This window comes from Bradyrhizobium sp. SZCCHNPS1003 (assembly GCF_032381555.1).
Taxonomy (GTDB): domain Bacteria; phylum Pseudomonadota; class Alphaproteobacteria; order Rhizobiales; family Xanthobacteraceae; genus Bradyrhizobium.
Map to the genome: position 1 here is coordinate 206,908 of NZ_JAUHIU010000013.1, position 19,477 is coordinate 226,384.

The window sequence follows — 19,477 nt, forward strand, 5'->3', positions numbered from 1 at the left end:
GACCTGCCGCGAATGCAGAGATCGACCGCAACGAAGTTGGGACATTCCGCCTGTATACAGGATGATATCTGGCATCTCCCACTGGATATTTCAGCGAAAGCCGTCCGGGACACACAGATACCCTTTGATATAACTCATGTTTCTTCGCCCACAATCAAGCCAGGCTCAGCGACAAAAACAGCAATATCCGCAGCCCGGTGGGCCAAATCCCATTTACGGTGGGCTGTCACTTGCGACGCACTTCCCTTATCTTGGCACATCACGAGGGGGACGCCCCTCTTGAGTTGAAATTTACGCCCCATTCGGAACCTGCGTTGCCATGACCGACCTCGCCACCGCCATCGCCGACGGCCACACCGCGATTCCCAGGCCGAAGATCTCGTTCGAGTTCTTTCCGCCGAAGACCGAGGAGATGGACCGGACGCTGTGGGCCTCGATCAAGCGCCTCGCGCCGCTGGAGCCGAGCTTCGTCTCGGTGACCTATGGTGCCGGCGGCTCGACCCGCGAGCGCACCCACGCCACGATCGCGCGCATCCTGAAGGAGACCGCGCTGCTGCCGGCGGCGCATCTCACCTGCGTCGGCGCCTCGCGCCGGGAGATCGACGAGGTCGTCGACCGCTATCATGAGGTCGGCGTCCGCCACATCGTAGCACTTCGCGGCGATCCGCCCGGCGGCATCGGCACGCCCTACTCCACCCGTGCCGACGGCTACCAGACCTCGCCCGAGCTGATCGCCGGCATCAAGAAGCGCCATCCCGACATCGAGATCTCGGTCTCCGCTTATCCGGAGAAGCACCCCGAGAGCCGCGACTTCGACGCCGACATCGACATGCTCAAGGCCAAGGTCGACGCCGGCGCCACCCGCGCCATCACCCAGGTGTTCTTCGACAACGACCTCTACTTCCGCTACCTCGACCGCGTCCGCGCCCGCGGCATCGACATTCCGATCGTGCCAGGGATCATGCCGATGCACAATTTCAAGCAGGCGCGCGGGTTCGTCACCCGCGCCGGCACCACGGTGCCGCACTGGCTCGCGGAGAAGTTCGACGGTCTCGACGACGATCCAGAGACCCGCAAGCTAGTCGCGGCGACCGTCGCCGCGGGCCAGGTGCAAAAGCTCGCCAAGCATGGCGTCGACACCTTCCATTTCTACACCATGAACCGCGCCGACCTCGTGTTCGCGATCAGCCATCTGCTCGGCATCCGTCCGAAGTCCGCCAACAAGGCTGCTGCCTGATGCTCGTCCCCGTATCCCCAGCGCGTACCGCCTTCCTTGCCGCTGCAGCTAAGCGCATCCTGATTCTCGACGGCGCCATGGGCACGATGATCCAGGCGCTGCAGCTCGACGAGGCCGCGTTCCGCAGCGAGCGGTTCAAGGACTTCCATCGCGACCTCCGCGGCAACAACGATCTCTTGATCCTCACCCAGCCCGAAGCGATCGAGGACATCCACGCGCAATATCTGCGCGCCGGGGCCGACATCGTCGCCACCAACACCTTCTCGGCGACATCGATCGCGCAGGCCGACTACGACCTGTCCGACATCATCTACGAGCTCAACCGCGAGGGCGCCCGGCTCGCCCGCAATGCGGCCACGCGTGTTGCGGCCGAGGACGGCAAACAGCGCTTCGTCGCCGGCGCGATGGGCCCGACCAACCGCACCGCCTCGATCTCGCCTGACGTGTCCAATCCCGGCTACCGCGCCGTGACCTTCGACGATCTCAGGCTTGCCTATGGCGAGCAGGCGCGCGGGCTGCTGGACGGCGGCGCCGACATCCTGCTGCTCGAAACCATCTTCGACACGCTCAACGCCAAGGCGGCGCTCTATGCCATCGCTGAGCTCGCCGAGGAGCGCGGCATCGACGTGCCCGTCATGATCTCCGGCACCATCACCGACAAGTCCGGCCGGCTGCTGTCCGGCCAGATGCCGGAGGCGTTCTGGAATTCGGTGCGTCATGCCAAGCCGCTGACGATCGGCTTCAACTGCGCGCTCGGCGCCGAGGATCTGCGCGCCCATGTCGCCGACATCGGCCGTGTCGCCGACACGCTGGTCTGCGCCTATCCCAACGCCGGCCTGCCCAACGAGTTCGGCCAGTATGACGAGACGCCGGCCTATATGGCGCGGCTGATCGGCGAGTTCGCGAGCGCCGGCCTCGTCAACATCGTCGGCGGCTGCTGCGGCACCACGCCGGACCATATCGCCGCGATCGCCGCCGCGGTGGCCCCGCACAAGCCGCGCGCCGTGCCGGAGATCGCGCCGCGGCTGCGGCTGTCGGGCCTGGAGCCGTTCGAGCTGACGCCCGCCATTCCGTTCGTCAACGTCGGCGAACGCACCAACGTCACGGGCTCCGCCAAATTCCGCAAGCTGATCACCGCCGGCGACTACACGGCTGCACTGCAGGTCGCACGCGACCAGGTCGAGAACGGCGCCCAGGTCATCGACGTCAATATGGACGAGGGCCTGCTGGATTCGGAAGCCGCGATGCGGACCTTCCTCAACCTCGTCGCTGCCGAGCCGGACATCGCCCGCGTGCCCGTGATGGTCGACTCCTCGAAATTCCATGTCATCGAGGCCGGCCTGAAATGCGTGCAGGGCAAGCCGGTGGTGAACTCGATCTCGCTGAAGGAAGGCGAGGAGAAGTTCATCCATGAAGCGAAGATCGCGCGCCGCCACGGCGCCGCCGTCGTCGTGATGGCGTTCGACGAGACCGGCCAAGCCGACACCTACAAGCGCAAGACCGAGATCTGCGCCCGCGCCTACAAGATCCTGGTCGAGCAGATCGGCTTCCCGCCTGAGGACATCATCTTCGATCCCAACATCTTCGCCATCGCGACCGGACTTGAGGAACACAACAATTACGGCGTCGACTTCATCGAAGCGACACGTTGGATCCGGCAGAACCTGCCGCATGCCCACGTTTCCGGCGGCGTCTCGAATCTGTCGTTCTCGTTCCGCGGCAATGAGCCGGTGCGCGAGGCGATGCACTCGGTGTTCCTGTATCACGCCATCAAGGCCGGCATGGACATGGGCATCGTCAATGCCGGCCAGATGATCGTCTATGACGACATCGATCCCGAGCTGCGCCAGGTGTGCGAGGACGTGGTGCTGAACCGCGACCCCGGCGCGTCCGAGCGGCTGCTGGCGCTGGCCGAGAAATTCCGTGGCCAGGGCAAGCAGACCAAGGAGGCCGATCTCGCCTGGCGCGAATGGCCGGTCGGCAAGCGGCTCTCCCACGCGCTGGTGCACGGCATCACCGAGTTCATCGAGCAGGACACCGAGGAAGCCCGAGCCGCCTCGACGCGGCCGCTCGACGTCATCGAAGGCCCGCTGATGGCCGGCATGAACGTGGTCGGCGACCTCTTCGGCGACGGCAAGATGTTCCTGCCGCAAGTCGTGAAGTCCGCGCGCGTGATGAAGCAGGCGGTGGCCTATCTGATGCCGTTCATGGAGGCGGAGAAGGCCGCCAACAAGGGCCGCGCCAACGAGCGCTCCAACGCCGGCAAGATCGTGCTCGCCACCGTCAAGGGCGACGTCCACGACATCGGCAAGAACATCGTCGGCATCGTGCTCCAGTGCAACAATTTCGAGGTCATCGACCTCGGCGTCATGGTGCCCGCCGCCAAGATCATCGAGACCGCCAAGGCCGAGAACGCCGACATCGTCGGGCTCTCCGGCCTGATCACGCCGTCGCTCGACGAGATGGCCTATCTCGCTACCGAGATGGAGCGCCAGGGCCTGAACGTGCCGCTCCTGATCGGCGGCGCCACGACGAGCCGCGTCCACACCGCGGTCAAGATCGATCCGAACTACCGGAATGGCCCGGTCGTTCATGTCAACGACGCCAGCCGCGCCGTCGGCGTCGCCTCCTCGCTGCTGTCGCCGGAGCGCAAGGATACCTACGCCACGGAGATTCGCAGCGAGTATCAGAAGATCGCCGCTGCGCATCTGCGCGGCCAGGCCGACAAGAAGCGGCTGAAGCTCGCGGACGCCCGCGCCAACGCGCCGAAGATCGACTTCGCCAAGGCGAAGCCGGTGAAGCCGACCTTCCTCGGCGTCAAGACCTTCGTTGATTACGACCTCGCCGAGCTGGTGCCCTATATCGACTGGACGCCGTTCTTCCAGACCTGGGAGCTCGCCGGCCGTTTCCCTGCGATTCTCGACGACGCCAAGGTCGGCGAGGCCGCACGGGCGCTCTATGACGACGCGCTGAAGATGCTGAAGCGCATCGTCGCCGAGAAGTGGTTCACGGCGCGCGCCGCGATCGGCTTCTGGCCGGCGAATGCGGTCGGCGACGACATCGTGCTCTATGCCGACGACAGCCGCACCACGGCGGTCGCGACCCTGCACACCCTGCGCCAGCAGCTCGAGAAGCGCGAGGGTCGCTTCAACACCGCACTCTCCGACTTCATCGCGCCTGTGGGTTCCGGCGTGCCGGACTATGTCGGCGGCTTCGTCGTCACCACCGGTCTCGGCGAGGACGCGGTGGCCGACCGCTTCAAGAATGCCAATGACGACTACTCCTCGATCCTGGTGAAGGCGCTGGCCGACCGCCTCGCCGAGGCCTTCGCCGAGCGGCTGCATGCCCGCGTCCGCCGCGAGTTCTGGGCCTACGCTCCGGACGAGGCGCTCTCGCCGGACGATCTGATCCTGGAGAAGTATCACGGCATCCGTCCCGCGCCCGGCTATCCGGCGCAGCCCGACCACACCGAGAAGGCGACCTTGTTCGAGCTGCTCGACGCCGAGAAGAATGCCGGCGTGCGGCTGACCGAGAGCTTTGCGATGTGGCCGGGCTCGTCGGTGTCGGGCCTCTATTTCGCCTCGCCGGAGAGCTTCTATTTCGGCGTCGGCAAGATCGAGCGCGACCAGGTCGAGGACTACGCCGCGCGCAAGGGCATGACCGTCGCCGAAGCCGAGCGCTGGCTGGCGCCGATCCTGAACTACATTCCGGCAAGGAGTGGACAGCAGGCGGACGCGGCAGCGCGCGCCGTCGCTTCGCCCGCTCCGGCCAACGACGCCGCACCCGCCGAGCTCGCGAGCCATCCGGTGGGCTGCACCTGTGCCGTTCATCTCGCCTGGCGCAAGAAGGCGGTCGGCGCAAAGTAGCCGGCGCGCAGTCTCCCACCCCAAACTGTCGTCCCGGCCTCGCGCCGGGACCCATACCGCGTGATGCATCTGTCGGACGCCGTGGTCGATACCGAGCGCAACGACACCTCCCTATGGTTATGGATCCCGACGTTCGCCGGGACGACACCAGTTATGGCGGACCGCCGTCGCCTCCCATATGCGTTCGCAGGGGCAGCACCGCATGTGACCCGTCCCCGTGTCCCCCGCGCCACGGCCGCAGCGAATGACAAAGCGCCACAGCCGGCGCCATGCGATGCAGCGTGGACTTATCCCCGCTAACCGGCTGAAATGCCGCCGGGGCCTCCGGGTGGTTTTTCGTTCATGTCGTTGCAGTTCAGGCTTGCGTCCCGAAACCTGTTCCATGACAGGCTTCGATTCATTGCCACCATCATCGGCATCATCTTCTCGATCGTGCTGGTGACCGTGCAGATGGGCCTCTATGTCGGCTTCCGCCGGATGGTCACGACCATGATCGACCATTCCCCGGCCGAGCTGTGGATCATGCCGGTCGGCACCAAATGCTTCGAGGATCCCTCGCTGCTTGACGAGCGGCAGCGGTTCCGGGCGCTGGCGGTCCCCGGAGTGGCGGAGGCGACGCCGCTGGTGATCGGCTATGCGCAATGGCGGCTGCCGCAGGGCACCACGACGCCGGTCTTCGTGGTCGGCTCGGAACTGCGCGGGCTCGGGCTGCATCCCTGGAACGTGGTGGAGGGACGGCTGGACGACCTGTCCGTGCCGGGCGCGGTCGCTATCGACCAGACCTATTTCGAGCGGCTCGGCATCGGCGGCGCCGGCCAGGCTGCAGAGCTCCGCGACCAGAAGGTGCAGGTGATGGCTGTCACCAAAGGCATCCGCTCGTTCACGACAACGCCTTACGTGTTCACCGACGTCGACCGCGCCCGCGCCTATACCGGCATCGCCTCGAACAAGGCGTCCTATCTGGTGGTCAAGCTGGCGGCCGAGGCCGACCTCTGGACCGTGCAGCGGGCGCTGCGCGACAGCCTGTCCAATGTCGAGGTGCTGACCGCAGCCGAGTTCGCGAGCCGCAGCCGCTCGTTCTGGCTGTTCGGCACCGGCGCGGGTGCCGCGCTGTTCGCCGGCGCCCTGCTCGGCCTCATCGTCGGCACCGTGATCGTGGCGCAGACGCTCTATTCCAGCACCAAGGATCACATCAACGAGTTCGCGACCCTGCGCGCGATCGGCTCGTCCAGCCGCTACATCTACACCGTCATCATCTGGCAGGCGCTGCTCAGCGCCATCGTCGGCTTCGCCGGCGCTGCGGCGATCGGCAAGATCGTGGCGGCGGCGACCGCGGAATCGGCGCTGCCGGTCATCATGACACCGACGCTGACGGTCGCGCTGTTCGTGCTGACGGTGACGATGTGCGTCGGCTCGGCGATCGCGGCGATCCTCAAGGTCATGCGCATCGACCCGACCCTGGTATTCTCGCGATGACCGACACCGTGCTCGAGGCCACCGATCTCGTGCATCACCTCGGCCAGGGGGCCGGCAGGGTGCAGGCACTGAAGGGCGTGAGCCTGTCGCTGAAGGGCGGCGAGCTGGCGCTGCTCATGGGCCCTTCGGGCAGCGGCAAGACGACGCTGCTGTCGATCCTGGGTTGCCTGATGACGCCGGATGGCGGTGCCGTGCGGGTTGCCAACCAGCCGGTCGCGGGGCTCGATCCCGAGGCGCTGGCGAAGCTGCGCCGCGAGCGCATCGGCTTCATCTTTCAATCCTATCATCTGTTTCCGACGCTGAACGCCGAGGACAATGTGCGGCTCGCGCTCGATGTGCGCGGCGAACGCGCGGGGTCTGCGAAGAAGGCGGCGCGCGAGGTGCTCGACAGGGTCGGCCTCGGTCCGAAGAAGCGGTCGTTCCCGCGCGAGCTCTCGGGCGGCGAGCAGCAGCGCGTCGCGATCGCCCGCGCCATCGTCGGCAAGGCGCAGGTCATTCTCGCCGACGAGCCGACCGGCGCGCTCGATACGGCCAATGGCCATGCGATCATGACCCTGCTCGCGGACATCGCCAAGGATCCCTCACGCGCGGTGCTGGTGGTCACGCACGATCCGCGCATCCTGCCGTTCGCCAATCGCGTCATTCACATCGAGGACGGCCGCATCGTCCGCGAGGAGAGCGGCGGCGAGTCCATGAAGAAAGTCTCGCACGCATGATATCGGGAATTCCAGAACGCGCTCACCTGCTCGGGCTCGTCGCAGCGGCCGCACTTGCTATCATCGTCACGCCGACCTCGATTCCGCCGACAGCGCGCGCCGCCAATGCCCAGGAGGAACGCTGGCTGGCCGTCGCGCCCGGCCGGGTCGAGCCGGCATCCGGCCTGATCAAGCTCGGCGCGCCCGTGGTCGGGCCGATCCAGGAGGTGCTGGTCAAGCCGAACGAGACCGTGTTCACCGGCCAGGCCCTAGTGCGGCTCGGCGACGCCGAAGCCCGCGCGCAGCTCGCCAGCGCCGAGGCGCAGGTCGCGATGCGCAAGCGCGTGCGCAACAAGGAGTCGACACCGTCTGGCGCGGGTCCGCGGCGCCGGGCCGAAGACGGCGTCGCCGACGCGCAGGCGGCCGTGTACGACGCGCGTGCTGCGCTCGACAAGGCGGTGGCCGAGCGGCGCGCCGGGCACGGCGCCGATGCCGATGTCGACACGGCACGCGCGCAACTGACAGCCGCGCAGGCGAAGCTGGAGCAGCAGGCCGACGAGCTGCGCAAGGTCACCGCTGATGCGCCACTGCCGATCAGCGCCGAGGGCCAGCTCAACGTCGCCCGCAGCGAACTGCAGGGCGCCCGCGCCACGTTGGAAAAGCTCACCATCCGCGCGCCGCTCGACGGCACGGTGCTGCAGGTCAATGCGCGCACCGGCGAGATCGCCTCGCCGCAGGCGACCCAGCCGATGGTGCTGCTCGGCGACACGTCGTCGCTGCGCGTGCGCGCCGAGCTCGACCAGCGCGACCTCGACAAGATCAAGGTCGGTCAGCAGGCCGTGGTCCGCTCCGACGCCTTCCGCGGCCGCGACGTCGCCGGCAAGGTCGCCGCCATCGCCCCCCTGGTCGAGAGCAGCCGCGCTGCGGCGCTCAGCCAGCGCAACATGACCGATGTCGATGTCGTCGAGGTGCTGGTCGATCTGGCCGAGCCGGGCCCGTTCGCGGTGGGCATGAAGGTGGACGTGTATTTCCGGCCGTGAGGGGCGCGCCGTTCGGCTCGCGCGCTGCTGCCCACCCTCCCCTGGAGGAGGAGGGTCGCTCGTACGCGCAGCGGGCGAGCGGGGTGGGGTGAAGCCACGAGCACTGCTGCTGATGGAGAGATCACCCCACCGCGCCTCACGTTTCGCTTCGCTCATCGTGAGGCGACCCTCCCCCTCCAGGCCCTCCAGGGGAGGGTGAGCACCGAGCAAGCGGCACGGTCTGACGTCTCGATGGACTCCATCAATCCCCGCTCGGCGGGGCCAGCGGCTGGACGATCTCCTGGAATGGCGGCAGCGCCTCGCACCTTGCGGCATGCGCGGCCAGCGCCGGATAGCGCGTGGCGTCGAACAGATGCGGATGCGCCTCGCGTGTGAAGCGCAGCACGCAGGCGACGGCAATGTCGGCATGGCCGATTCGCTCGCCATACCAGTAGTCTGTCGTGATTGCGGCGCGCTCCGCCTCGAGCATCGCCAGCACGCCCGAGATCTGCGTCTCGCAACGCGCGACCCACAGGGCCAGGCGGTCCTTGCGCAGCACGCGCTCATAGATCAGGCTGACGGCCTTGTCGCCCAAGCCAGTCGCGAGCGCGATCGTATGCAGCTGCCTGCGGCGCAGCGCGCCGCTCCGCGCCAGCATCGCGCGCTCGGGCCCGACGGTCTCGTCGAGATGATCGAGGATCGCGACCGAATCGATCAGCGCCTCGCCGTCGTCGAGCACCAGTACGGGTACGCGCAGCAGCGGGTTGTACGGCGCGATCTTGTCGGCGTCGCCGAAGGTCGACCACGGCTTGTGCTCGAACGGCAGGCCGTAGAGCCTGAGCGCGATCGCGGTGCGACGGACGAAAGGCGAGTCGTATTGGCCGATCAGGAACATCGGTTATCCTCCTGTGCGGCGCATTGAAGCGCCGTTCGGCGCCGTTGTCAGCTCCCATGTTCAGGCGAGCAGCGGCACATGCGCTGCGACATCGCGCGGCAGCGTGCCGTCGAGGCGCGGATCGGGGGCGATCTCGATCTGGCGGCGATAGGGGCGGAAGCCGGAGCGCTGGTAGAAGGCGAGCGCGCGCGGATGATCGAAGCTGCAGGTGTGGACCCAGAGCCGGGTGAGCGGCTGTGCCCAGGCGCGGCGCAGCGCGTGGTTCATCAGCAGGCGGCCGGCGCTGGTGCCGATCAGCTTCGACGTGACGCCGAACAGCACCAGCTCGCAATCGGACTTCTTGCGGAAATCGAGCTCCAGCAGGGCTTCATCACCGCCGTCATGCGCCAAGGTGTAGATCTCGACTCCGTCAGCGCGAATCGTCTTGGCAAGCTCCGCATCGCTCATGCGCGTGCGCTGCGACCACAGCCACTCCCAGCCGACGCGGGCATAGAGGTCGCGGTACCAAGCGAGATCGGGCTGCGCGACGCGGCGAATGCTCCAGTCGCCAGTCGGATCGGGCGGCAGCACTGGCGGTGCCAGCATTTCCAGCGAGGTCACCACGGCCGCGACCTTGCCGGATGGGATGTCGAAATATCCGTCGGGAATGGTCACTCAAGACGACCTGATTGAAGAGTGATCGGCAACTTGCTTACCCCGGACGTAATTGGAACCGCACAGCGGTCCCGGCATGGTCGGCGCATTCAACATCAGGAGCCATGCCCATGCAACGACGAGACGTGCTGCTGACCGCGGCAGCAGCCAGCTTCGCGGCGACGGGAGCGAGCCCCGCCGCCGCACCGACCGCGGCGCGCCCGCGTATCCGCTGCAGCGACGGCGTGACGCTCTATCACGAGGAGTGGGGCAGCGGCCGGCCGGTGCTGTTCGTACATGCCTGGGCGCTGACCAGCGCGATGTGGACCTACCAGATCTCCGATCTCAGCCAGCGCGGGCTGCGCTGCATTGCCTTCGACCGCCGCGGCCATGGACGCTCCGACGTGCCGGGCAGCGGCTACGAGCTCGACCGCCTGGCCGACGACATCGCCGAGGTCATCGCGCAGCTCGACCTTGATGACGTCGCGCTGGTCGGCATGTCCATGGGCTGCAACGAGATCCTCAACTACGTCGCGCGGCACGGCACGGGACGCATCTCGCGCATCGCGATGCTCGGACCGACGACGCCGTTTCCGCTGCAGACCGCGGACAATGCACTCGGCGCGCCCCACGGCTATTTCGAGCAGTGCTGGGCCGCGTGGCAGAGCGACTTTCCGAAATGGATCGAGGACAACAAGCTGCCGTTCTTCACGAAGGACGCCTCGCCGCAGATGATGGAATGGGTCGCGGCGATGATGCGCCAGATGCCCATTCCCGTCGCGGTCGCCACCAACCGCGCGCTGATCGCGACCGACCTGCGGCCGGTGCTTGCGAAGATCGACCGTCCCGTGCTGATCCTGCACGGCGACAAGGACGTCTCGGCGCCGCTCGACATGACGGGACGGCCGACCGCCAAGGGCATCAAGGGCGCCGAGCTGAAGGTCTATCCCGGCGGCCCGCATGGGCTGTTCGTGACCCACATGAAGCAGGTCAATGCCGACCTTGCTGCGTTCCTGGCTTAGCTGCTGTGGGACGTGAGCGCCCTACTCGCCCTCGTCGCTCGCCAGCACGCCCTTCACGGCACGGGCCCAGCCGGCGAGCTTGCGCTGGCGGGTCGCTGCGCTCATCGCCGGCTTGAAGCGGTGTTCGAGGCGCCAATTGTCGGCGAACTTTTCCGGCTCCGGATAGACGCCCGCGTGGAGGCCGGCGAGATAGGCGGCGCCGAGCGCGGTGGTCTCCTCGATCATGGGACGGTCGACCGGTGCGTCGAGCAGGTCGGCGAGACGCTGCATGGTCCAGTCCGAGGCGGTCATGCCGCCATCGACGCGCAGCACGATGGTGGCGGCCGACGCGTCCGGCCAGTCGGCGCGCATCGCGGCCCACAGATCGTAGGTCTGATAGCAGACGCTTTCCAGCGTCGCATGCGCGAGCTCGGCCGGGCCGGTGTTGCGGGTCAAGCCGAACAGCGCGCCGCGCACGCGCGGATTCCAATAGGGTGCGCCGAGGCCGACGAAGGCCGGCACCAGATAGACCGACTGCATGGAGTCGGACTTGTCGGCGAGCGGGCCGGTCTCGGCGGCATGCTTGATGATGCCGAGCCCGTCGCGCAGCCATTGCACCGCCGAGCCGGCGACGAAGATCGAGCCTTCGAGCGCGTAGGTGCGGACGCCACCCAACTGATAGGCGATGGTCGTCAGCAGCTTGTTGTTCGACTTCACCGGCGTGGCGCCGGTGTTGAGCAGCGCGAAGCAGCCGGTGCCATAGGTCGACTTCATCATGCCCGCCGTGAAGCAGGCTTGTCCGATCGTCGCGGCCTGCTGGTCGCCGGCAATGCCCGCGACCTTGATCGGACCGCCGAACAGGTCGGGCGTGGTGGTGCCGAAATCGGCGGAGGAGTCCTTCACCTCGGGCAGCATCGAGCGCGGCACGCGCAGCAGCTTCAACAGCGTCTCGTCCCACTGCCCGGTGTGGATGTTGAACAGCAGCGTGCGCGACGCGTTGGTGGCGTCGGTGGCGTGCACCTTGCCGCCGGTCAGGCGCCACAGCAGGTAGCAGTCGACGGTGCCGAACATCAGCTCGCCGCGGTCCGCCCGCTCGCGCGCGCCCGGCACGTGGTCGAGAATCCAGGCGACCTTGGTGCCGGAGAAATAGGGATCGATGATCAGGCCGGTTTTGGCGCTGACATCCGGCTCATGGCCGTCCGCCTTGAGCCGCGCGCAGATGTCGGCGGTGCGGCGGTCCTGCCAGACGATGGCGCGGTGCACCGCCTGGCCGGTGGCGCGGTCCCACACCACGGTGGTCTCGCGCTGGTTGGTGATGCCGATCGCGGCGATGTCCTTTGCGGCCAGGCCCGCCTTCGTCAGCGCGTCGCGGCAGGTCATCACGGTCGAGGTCCAGATGTCCTCCGGCTCGTGCTCGACCCAGCCCGACGCCGGGAAATGCTGCGGGAATTCCTGCTGCGCCACCGCGGCGATCGAGATGTCGGAGCGGAACACGATCGCGCGCGAGGACGTGGTGCCCTGATCGATGGCCAGCACGAAGGACATGGGGTTTCTTCCCGGGAGGTTGACGACGTTGGGCCGACAAGCAAGCGGATCAGGCGGGCGAGGTCAAGGTCGAGCAGCACGTGCCCTGTCCGCCCTCCCCTGGAGGGGGAGGGTCGATCGACCGCGCAGCGGGCGAGCGGGGTGGGGTGAAGCCACGGACGCTGGTGCTTGTGAGCTGGTGCTTGTGAAGAGATCACCCCACCCCGCCTCACGTCTCGCTTCGCTCGTCGCGAGGCGACCCTCCCCCTCCAGGGGAGGGTGAGGAAATCGATCGCTGCTGCTCGGTTAGGTAGGAGCCCGCTACACCGCCGCCGTGGTCACGCCGCCGTCGACGACGATGGTCTGGCCGGTCATGAAGGTCGACGCATCCGAAGCGAGGTAGGCGACCGCGCCGGCGATCTCGTGCGGCTCACCGATGCGGCGGAGCGGCGTGGTGGCGCAGCGCTGTTTCAGGCGGGCCTCGTCCTCCCACAGCGCGCGGGCGAAGTCGGTCTTGACCAGGCCCGGCGCGACGCAATTGATGCGGACGCCCTGCGGACCCCATTCGCCGGCGAGGCTGCGGCACAGCGAAAAATCGGCGGCCTTGGAGATGCCGTAGGCGCCGATCACGGTCGAGCCGCGCAGGCCGCCGATCGAGGAGACGATGATGACCGAGCCCCTGCCCCGCGCCGCCATCGGCGGGATCGCCTTGGCGCAGAGCCAGAGGTTGCTCTTCACGTTGGAGGCCATGATCTTGTCGAAGGCCTCGTCGGTGATGTCGAGCAGCGGACCGTAATACGGGTTCACCGCCGCGTTGCAGACGAGGATGTCGACCTGGCCGTAATGCGTCACGGCGCCGTCGATCAGCGCATCGACTTCGGCGCGACGCGAGATGTTGCAGGGGATGACATGGGCGTCGCCGCCGTTGGCGCGGATGCCGCTCGCGACCTCCTCGCAGGCGTCAAGCTTGCGGCTGGAGATCACCACCTTGGCGCCGAGCTGCGCCAGCAGCTCGGCCGAGGCGCGGCCGATGCCGCGGCTGGAGCCGGTGACGACGGCGACCTGTCCGGAGAGGTCGAAGGGATTGGGGGTCATATCTGCTTCCTCCGCGTCATTGCGAGGAGTGAAGCGACGGAGCAATCCAGAGTTGCGCGTGACGCCCTGGATTGCTTCGCTCCGCTCGCAATGACGGCTCGACGATCAAATTGCTCCGGAGCCCGTCGACGCCGGCAACGTAGCTCTCTCAAATCCGTCATGCGCGGGCCTTGACCCGCCTGCGGGGCCGAAGCCCCTTCGGCGCGGCGAAGGCCCGCGCATCCATCTCCGAGAGCGATGGGTTGCCGGGTCAAGCCCGGCAACGACGCATTCGCTTAGATCAACCCGCCGGCCTCGCTGACGCGGCGCATGTGGTAGTCGGTGTCGCCGAACGTCGTCTCGATCATCGACAGCCGCTTGAAATAGTGGCCGATCTTGGCCTCCATGGTCATGCCGATGCCGCCGTGGAGCTGGATCGACTGCTGGCCGACGAACTTGGCTGATTTGCCGATCTGGACCTTGGCTGCGGCAATCGATGTCGCGCGCTCCTTGGCGTCGTCGAACTCGGCGGCCATGGTCGCGAACATCGACATCGAGCGGGCCTGCTCCAGCGCGACGAACATGTCGGAGGCGCGGTGCTGCAGCGACTGGAACGAGCCGATCGCGACGCCGAACTGCTTGCGCGTCTTGATGTACTCGACCGTGGTCTTGAGCGACTCGTCCATCAGGCCGACCGCCTCGGCGCACAGCGCGATGCGGGCTTCGTCGACGACGCGCTCGATCAGCGGCAGGCCGCCCGCGGGATCGCCGATCACGCTGTCAGCGCCGATCTCGACGCCGGTGAAGGTGATGTCGGCCGCGTGCAGGCCGTCCTGCGTCGGATAGCCCTTGCGGGTGACGCCCTTGGCATCCGCCGGCACGATGAACACGCCGATGCCGGACTTGTCGCGCTGGCCGCCCGAGGTGCGCGCGGTCACGATCAGGGTGTCGGCGTTCTCGCCGTTGAGGACGACGAACTTTTCGCCGTCGATGACATAGCCGTCGCCCTTCTTCTTCGCCGAGGCGGCGACATCGAACAGGTCGTAGCGCGACTGCTTCTCGAGCTGGGCGAAGGCGAACGTCTTGCTGCCGTCGATGATGCCGGGAAGATGCGCCGCCTTCTGCGCGGCCGAGCCGCCATGACGCAGGAAGCCGCCAGCGAGCACCACGGTCGCCAGATACGGCTCGAGCACCAGCGCGCGGCCCATCGCCTCCATCACGATCATGGTCTCGACGCCACCGGCGCCGAAGCCGCCATCGTCCTCGGAGAACGGCAGACCGAGCAGGCCCTGCTCGGCGAGCTTGGACCACATCGCCTGGCTCCAGCCGCCCTTCTCCTTCATGTACAGCTTGCGCTTGTCGAAATCATAGGCATCCGCCAGCAGGCCGTCGATGCTGTCCTTGAGGAGGCGCTGCTCCTCGGTGAGATCAAAATCCATTGGTTGACTCTCCAGTATCCCCATTCTCCGTCATGCCCGCGCTTGTCGCAGGCATCCACGTCGTGCCGTTGTGCGGGCGGCGTGGATGGCCGGGTCAAGCCCGGCCATGACAGCGTGCGTCGTCGAGGCGCTGCGGCTCACATGTCAGAGCCCCAGCACCGCCTTGGCGATGATGTTGCGCTGGATCTCGTTGGAGCCGCCGTAGATCGAGACCTTGCGGTTGTTGAAGTAGCTCGGCGCAATCTGGGCGGTCCAGTCCATCGTCTCGTTGGTGTCGTCGTCGCCGTGCACGTCATACGGCGCGGCGAACGGGCCGATCACCTCCATCAACAGCTCGGTCGTGGTCTGCTGGATCTCGGAGCCCTTGATCTTCAGCACCGAGGACGCCGGATTGGGCTTGCCCTTGCCGTGCTTGCCTTCGTCGGCGACGACGCGCAGCTGCGTCAGCTCCAGCGCCTTGAGCTCGACCTCACACGCCGTGAGCTTCTCGCGGAACGACGGGTCTTCCAGCACGGGACGGCCGCCGGATTCGATCTTGCCGGCGAGCTCCTTGATGCGGCGGATGCGCTCCTTGGAGACGCCGACGCGGGCAATCCCCGTGCGCTCATTGCCGAGCAGGAACTTGGCGTAGTCCCAGCCCTTGTTCTCCTCGCCGATCAGGTTCTCGATGGGCACCTCGACGTCGTCGAAGAACACCTCGTTGACCTCGTGGCCGCCGTCGATGGTCTGGATCGGACGCACCGTGACGCCCTTCGACTTCATGCTGAAGACGATGAAGGAGATGCCCATCTGCTTCTTCGCCGCGGGATCGGTGCGGCACAGGCAGAAGATCATGTCGGCGTGCTGAGCCAAGGTGGTCCAGGTCTTCTGGCCGTTGATGATCCACTTGTCGCCGCGGCGCTCGGCCTTGGTCTTCAGCGAGGCGAGGTCGGAGCCCGAGCCCGGCTCGGAGAAGCCCTGGCACCACCAGTCGTCGACATTGGCGATGCGCGGCAGATACTGCTTCTTCTGCGCCTCGTTGCCGAAGGTATAGATCACCGGGCCGACCATGCTGACGCCGAAGGCGAGCGGCTGCGGCGCCGGATAGGCCTGCAGCTCCTCGTTGAAGATGTAGTGCTGCACCGAGGTCCAACCGGTGCCGCCATATTCCTCCGGCCAGTGCGAGACACCCCAACCCTTCTTGTTGAGGATGCGCCACCAGGTCACCATCTCGTCCTTCGACAGATGGCGGCCTTCGATCATCTTCCGCCGCGTCTCCGGCGGCACATTGTCCCTGAAGAACTGCCGCACTTCCTCGCGGAACGCCTGCTCTTCCCTCGTGAATGCAAGATCCATCGGATCCTCCCTGACTATTCAATTCGGTATTCGGTTGGCGCGTCTTGCTCCGCTGTCGTCCCTGCGAACGCAGGGACCCATAACCACCGGCGCTCGTTGGAGGCAAAGGCGACTGCCAGAATGCCTCAAGCGATATCGCGCGGTATGGGTCCCGGGTCTGCACTTGCGAGCGCTCGCGCGCTCGCAAGCTTGCCCGGGACGACAGCTGTGGGAAATCCCGCGCGAGATTCGCGCGGGACGACAATCAAGTTACTGCAGCACTTCGAACAGGCCGGCGGCGCCCATGCCGCCGCCGACGCACATGGTGACGACGGCGTATTTGGCCTTGCGGCGGCGGCCTTCGATCAGCGCATGGCCCGTCAGCCGCGCGCCCGACATGCCATAGGGATGGCCGACCGCGATGGCGCCGCCATTGACGTTGATCTTTTCGGGGTCGATGCCGAGCTTGTCGCGGCAGTACAGCACCTGCACGGCGAACGCCTCGTTGAGCTCCCACAGGCCGATGTCGTCGACGGTGAGGCCGTGGCGCTTGAGCAGCCGCGGCACCGCGAACACCGGGCCGATGCCCATCTCGTCGGGCTCGCAGCCATGCGCAACGAAGCCGCGGAAGATGCCGAGCGGCTGCAGGCCGCGCTTGGCCGCGTTGGCGTCGCTCATGATCACGCAGGCCGAGGCGCCATCGGACAGCTGGCTGGCATTGCCGGCGGTGATCGAGAAGCCGTCGCCGCGCACGGCCTTGAGGCCGGCGAGACCTTCGGCGGTCGTCTCCGGACGCGGGCCTTCGTCCTGCGAGAAGGTCACGTCCTTGAACGAGATGTTGCCGGTGGCCTTGTCGGTCACCGCCATCTTGGTGGTGATCGGCGCCAGCTCGTCGTTGAACTTGCCGCCCTGCTGCGCGGCCGCGGTGCGGCGCTGGCTCTCCAGCGCATATTCGTCCTGCCGCTCGCGCGAGATGCCGTAGCGTTTGGCGACGATCTCGGCGGTGTCGATCATCGGCATGTAGACGTCGCCCTTGATCTCGAGCAGCGCCGGATCGGTCGCCTGGAAGGCGTTCATCTTGTCGTTCTGGACCAGCGAGATCGACTCGCCGCCGCCGCCGACGGCGATCTCGACGCCGTCGAAGATCACCGAGCGCGCCGCGAGCGCGATCGCCTGCAGGCCGGAGGCGCATTGGCGGTCGATCGTGGTGCCGCCGACCGACACCGGCAGGCCGGCGCGCAGCAGCGCCTTGCGCGCGATGTTGCCGCCGGTCGAGCCCTGCTGCAGGGCCGCGCCCATCACGACGTCCTCGACCTCGGCCGGATCGACCTTGGCGCGCTTGACGGCCTCGCCGATGGCGTGGCCGAGCAGCGTCGCGCCGCCAGTGGCGTTGAGCGCGCCGCGATAGGCCTTGCCGATCGGCGTGCGGGCGGTGGAAACGATGACGGCATCGGTCATGGGCGGACCTCCTGTTGTTGTTACTGATGTTTGCTGTGAGACGTGGGTGATTGCTGCTGGCGCAGTTCGTGACGCGACAGCTTGCCGACCGGCGTGCGCGGCAGCTCGTCGACGAACTCGACCGCCGCGGGCAGCTCGTGCTTGCCGAGCTTGCCGGTGAGGAAGGCGCGGAGATCCTCGACCGGGAACGGTGCTGCGCCGTCGCGCAGCTTGATGAAGGCCTTGGCGGCCTCGCCGCGATAGGCGTCGGGAATGCCGATCACGATGACCTCGTGCACCGCCGGATGGGTGTAGATCGCCTGCTCGATCATCTGCGGATAGACGTTGAAGCCGCCGGAGATGATCATGTCCTTCTTGCGGTCGACCAGGAAGTAGAAACCGTCGGCGTCGACATAGCCGATGTCGCCAGTCAGGAAATGATCGCCGACGAACGACTGCGCCGTTTCCTCCGGCCGGTTCCAATAGCCCTTGGTGACGTTTGGCCCCTTGATCCGGATCTCGCCGACCTCGTTCACGCCAAGCACCTTTGAGGGATCCTCGAGCGACACGACGTCCATCTCGATGCCGGGCAGCGTGATCCCGATCGAGCCCGGCTTGTCCGGGCCGCCCTTGGGGTGGGCGGTGCCGGGCGAGCAGGTCTCGGTCATGCCCCAGCCGCTCTTCAGCTTCATGCCGACGCGGCGCTCGAGGATGCGCGCGACCTCGACCGGAAGCGGCGCGCCGCCGGAGCCGACGCTGGTCAGCGACGACAGATCGCGCGTGTCGAGGTCGGGCAGGTTGGCGATCGCGATCCACATCGTCGGCACGCCCGGGAAATAGGTCGCGCGCTTGACCTCGATGTCGCGCATCACGGCTTCGAGATCGAAGCGCTGGTGCAGCGAGATCAGGCTGCCGAGGCGCAGCGAGGTCAGCAGCACCACCGTCAGCGCATAGATGTGGAACAGCGGCAAGACGCAGATGACGCGGTCGGAGCCGTTGCCGTTCGCGCGCGTCGCGCGACCCCAGATCTCCGCGATCGACACCGCCGAGGTGAGATTGCCATGCGTCAGCATCGCGCCCTTGGGCAGGCCGGTGGTGCCGCCGGTATATTGCAGCAGGGCGATGTCGTCGGGCGAGATGGCCGGCCACGCGGCTGGCGCGACGGCGCTGTCGACGAAGGCGCGGTGGGTGATCACGGCGGGGCTATCCGGCAACGGCGTTTGCGGCGTGCCGACCTTGCCCCAATGGTCATCCTCGCAGACGATCAGCCGATCGATCAGACCCTTGTCGAGGAACTTCAGCGCGGTGGGTAGCAGCGCGGCGAGGTTCGACGTCACCAGGATGCGCGCGCCGGAATCGCTGAGCTTGTGCGACAGCGCGATCTCGCCGTCGAGCGGCGACAGATGCACGATTCGGGCACCGGCCTTGAGTGCGCCGAAGAAATTGATCGGATGGTCCGGCGTGTTGCCGAGGAACAGCGCGATCGAGGCACCCTTGCCAAAGCCCGCACGCAGGAAGGCCGCGGCGGCCTGGTTGGCAAGCGCTTCGAGCTGCTTGAAGGTGACCGGCCGATCGCGGAATTCGAGAGCATCGCGCTCGCCGAACTCGCTCACCGCCTGCGCCAACAGGTCCGGCAAGGTGCCGCGCGCGATCGGCGCGTCCCAGCGGACGCCTTGTGGATAGTATTGTTCGCCGGGATGGGTCATGAGGACTCTGTATTTCTTGCCGTAAGGCGGCCCCGCTCTCTCCGTTCCCTCCCCCCTTGTGGGGGAGGACCTGGGAGGGGGGTGGCTCCGGGCGAGACTGCCGTTGTGGACCCCCACCCCCAACCCCTCCCCGCAAGGGGGAGGGGGGCGCAGTTGAGCAC

14 protein-coding genes are annotated in these 19,477 nt (G+C 67.1%); 6 read left to right on the forward strand and 8 right to left on the reverse strand.

Going from position 1 to position 19,477, the window contains the following annotated elements; translation table 11 throughout:
* Nucleotides 1–319 precede the first annotated feature (319 nt).
* The 5 genes from metF (at nt 320) to QX126_RS22480 (ending at nt 8,314) form a co-directional block, all read left to right on the forward strand.
* The gene (gene metF / locus QX126_RS22460) at nt 320–1,237 is read left to right on the forward strand and encodes a methylenetetrahydrofolate reductase [NAD(P)H] (protein WP_315734664.1); all 918 of its coding nucleotides are present in this window, start codon (nt 320–322) and stop codon (nt 1,235–1,237) included.
* Nucleotides 1,237–5,103, forward strand: coding sequence for a methionine synthase (gene metH, locus QX126_RS22465; protein WP_315783712.1), 3,867 nt, complete (start codon nt 1,237–1,239; stop codon nt 5,101–5,103). The genes metF and metH overlap by 1 nt, the downstream gene beginning before the upstream one ends.
* A gap of 342 nt (nt 5,104–5,445) precedes the next feature.
* Complete coding sequence (locus QX126_RS22470) at nt 5,446–6,579, forward strand: ABC transporter permease (RefSeq protein WP_315775496.1); 1,134 nt, start codon at nt 5,446–5,448, stop codon at nt 6,577–6,579.
* Nucleotides 6,576–7,295, forward strand: coding sequence for an ABC transporter ATP-binding protein (locus QX126_RS22475; RefSeq protein WP_315783715.1), 720 nt, complete (start codon nt 6,576–6,578; stop codon nt 7,293–7,295). The genes QX126_RS22470 and QX126_RS22475 overlap by 4 nt, the downstream gene beginning before the upstream one ends.
* A complete protein-coding gene (locus tag QX126_RS22480; RefSeq protein ID WP_315783717.1) occupies nt 7,292–8,314 on the forward strand; it encodes an HlyD family secretion protein in 1,023 nt (340 codons plus the stop codon). The genes QX126_RS22475 and QX126_RS22480 overlap by 4 nt, the downstream gene beginning before the upstream one ends.
* A 241-nt stretch (nt 8,315–8,555) precedes the next feature.
* Here QX126_RS22480 and QX126_RS22485 read toward each other — a convergent pair whose 3' ends face one another.
* The gene (locus QX126_RS22485; protein WP_315783719.1) at nt 8,556–9,188 is read right to left on the reverse strand and encodes a glutathione S-transferase family protein; all 633 of its coding nucleotides are present in this window, start codon (nt 9,186–9,188) and stop codon (nt 8,556–8,558) included.
* Nucleotides 9,189–9,248: 60 nt separating this feature from the next.
* Nucleotides 9,249–9,842: a GNAT family N-acetyltransferase gene (locus QX126_RS22490; protein WP_315783721.1), complete on the reverse strand. Its 594-nt coding sequence runs from the start codon at nt 9,840–9,842 to the stop codon at nt 9,249–9,251.
* 110 nt (nt 9,843–9,952) lie between these two features.
* On the opposite strand from QX126_RS22490, the gene QX126_RS22495 reads away from it, so the two are divergent.
* Nucleotides 9,953–10,843 carry an alpha/beta hydrolase gene (locus tag QX126_RS22495; RefSeq protein WP_315783723.1) on the forward strand — a complete coding sequence of 297 codons (891 nt, stop codon included), beginning with the start codon at nt 9,953–9,955 and terminating at the stop codon, nt 10,841–10,843.
* Between the two features lie 21 nt (nt 10,844–10,864).
* Here QX126_RS22495 and glpK read toward each other — a convergent pair whose 3' ends face one another.
* From glpK to pimA, 6 genes are all read right to left on the reverse strand, one after another.
* On the reverse strand, nt 10,865–12,367 hold the full coding sequence (gene glpK, locus QX126_RS22500) for a glycerol kinase GlpK (protein WP_315783725.1): 1,503 nt from the start codon (nt 12,365–12,367) through the stop codon (nt 10,865–10,867).
* Between the two features lie 300 nt (nt 12,368–12,667).
* Nucleotides 12,668–13,441 (reverse strand): SDR family oxidoreductase, encoded by a 774-nt coding sequence (locus QX126_RS22505; protein WP_315783727.1) that lies wholly within the window; start codon nt 13,439–13,441, stop codon nt 12,668–12,670.
* A 275-nt stretch (nt 13,442–13,716) separates the two neighbouring features.
* On the reverse strand, nt 13,717–14,859 hold the full coding sequence (pimD, locus tag QX126_RS22510; RefSeq protein WP_315783729.1) for a pimeloyl-CoA dehydrogenase small subunit: 1,143 nt from the start codon (nt 14,857–14,859) through the stop codon (nt 13,717–13,719).
* A 144-nt stretch (nt 14,860–15,003) separates the two neighbouring features.
* Complete coding sequence (pimC, locus tag QX126_RS22515) at nt 15,004–16,194, reverse strand: pimeloyl-CoA dehydrogenase large subunit (RefSeq protein WP_315783731.1); 1,191 nt, start codon at nt 16,192–16,194, stop codon at nt 15,004–15,006.
* 249 nt (nt 16,195–16,443) lie between these two features.
* Complete coding sequence (locus QX126_RS22520; RefSeq protein WP_315783732.1) at nt 16,444–17,631, reverse strand: acetyl-CoA C-acyltransferase; 1,188 nt, start codon at nt 17,629–17,631, stop codon at nt 16,444–16,446.
* A 20-nt stretch (nt 17,632–17,651) separates the two neighbouring features.
* The gene (pimA, locus tag QX126_RS22525; protein ID WP_315783734.1) at nt 17,652–19,316 is read right to left on the reverse strand and encodes a dicarboxylate--CoA ligase PimA; all 1,665 of its coding nucleotides are present in this window, start codon (nt 19,314–19,316) and stop codon (nt 17,652–17,654) included.
* Between the last annotated feature and the right edge of the window lie 161 nt (nt 19,317–19,477).

Coding starts and splice junctions, on each gene's coding strand:
- metF (WP_315734664.1), top strand. CDS start 320: ATGACCGACCTCGCCACCGCCATCGCCGACGGCCACACCGCGATTCCC.
- metH (WP_315783712.1), top strand. CDS start 1,237: ATGCTCGTCCCCGTATCCCCAGCGCGTACCGCCTTCCTTGCCGCTGCA.
- QX126_RS22470 (WP_315775496.1), top strand. CDS start 5,446: ATGTCGTTGCAGTTCAGGCTTGCGTCCCGAAACCTGTTCCATGACAGG.
- QX126_RS22475 (WP_315783715.1), top strand. CDS start 6,576: ATGACCGACACCGTGCTCGAGGCCACCGATCTCGTGCATCACCTCGGC.
- QX126_RS22480 (WP_315783717.1), top strand. CDS start 7,292: ATGATATCGGGAATTCCAGAACGCGCTCACCTGCTCGGGCTCGTCGCA.
- QX126_RS22485 (WP_315783719.1), bottom strand. CDS start 9,188: ATGTTCCTGATCGGCCAATACGACTCGCCTTTCGTCCGTCGCACCGCG.
- QX126_RS22495 (WP_315783723.1), top strand. CDS start 9,953: ATGCAACGACGAGACGTGCTGCTGACCGCGGCAGCAGCCAGCTTCGCG.
- glpK (WP_315783725.1), bottom strand. CDS start 12,367: ATGTCCTTCGTGCTGGCCATCGATCAGGGCACCACGTCCTCGCGCGCG.
- QX126_RS22505 (WP_315783727.1), bottom strand. CDS start 13,441: ATGACCCCCAATCCCTTCGACCTCTCCGGACAGGTCGCCGTCGTCACC.
- pimD (WP_315783729.1), bottom strand. CDS start 14,859: ATGGATTTTGATCTCACCGAGGAGCAGCGCCTCCTCAAGGACAGCATC.
- pimC (WP_315783731.1), bottom strand. CDS start 16,194: ATGGATCTTGCATTCACGAGGGAAGAGCAGGCGTTCCGCGAGGAAGTG.
- QX126_RS22520 (WP_315783732.1), bottom strand. CDS start 17,631: ATGACCGATGCCGTCATCGTTTCCACCGCCCGCACGCCGATCGGCAAG.
- pimA (WP_315783734.1), bottom strand. CDS start 19,316: ATGACCCATCCCGGCGAACAATACTATCCACAAGGCGTCCGCTGGGAC.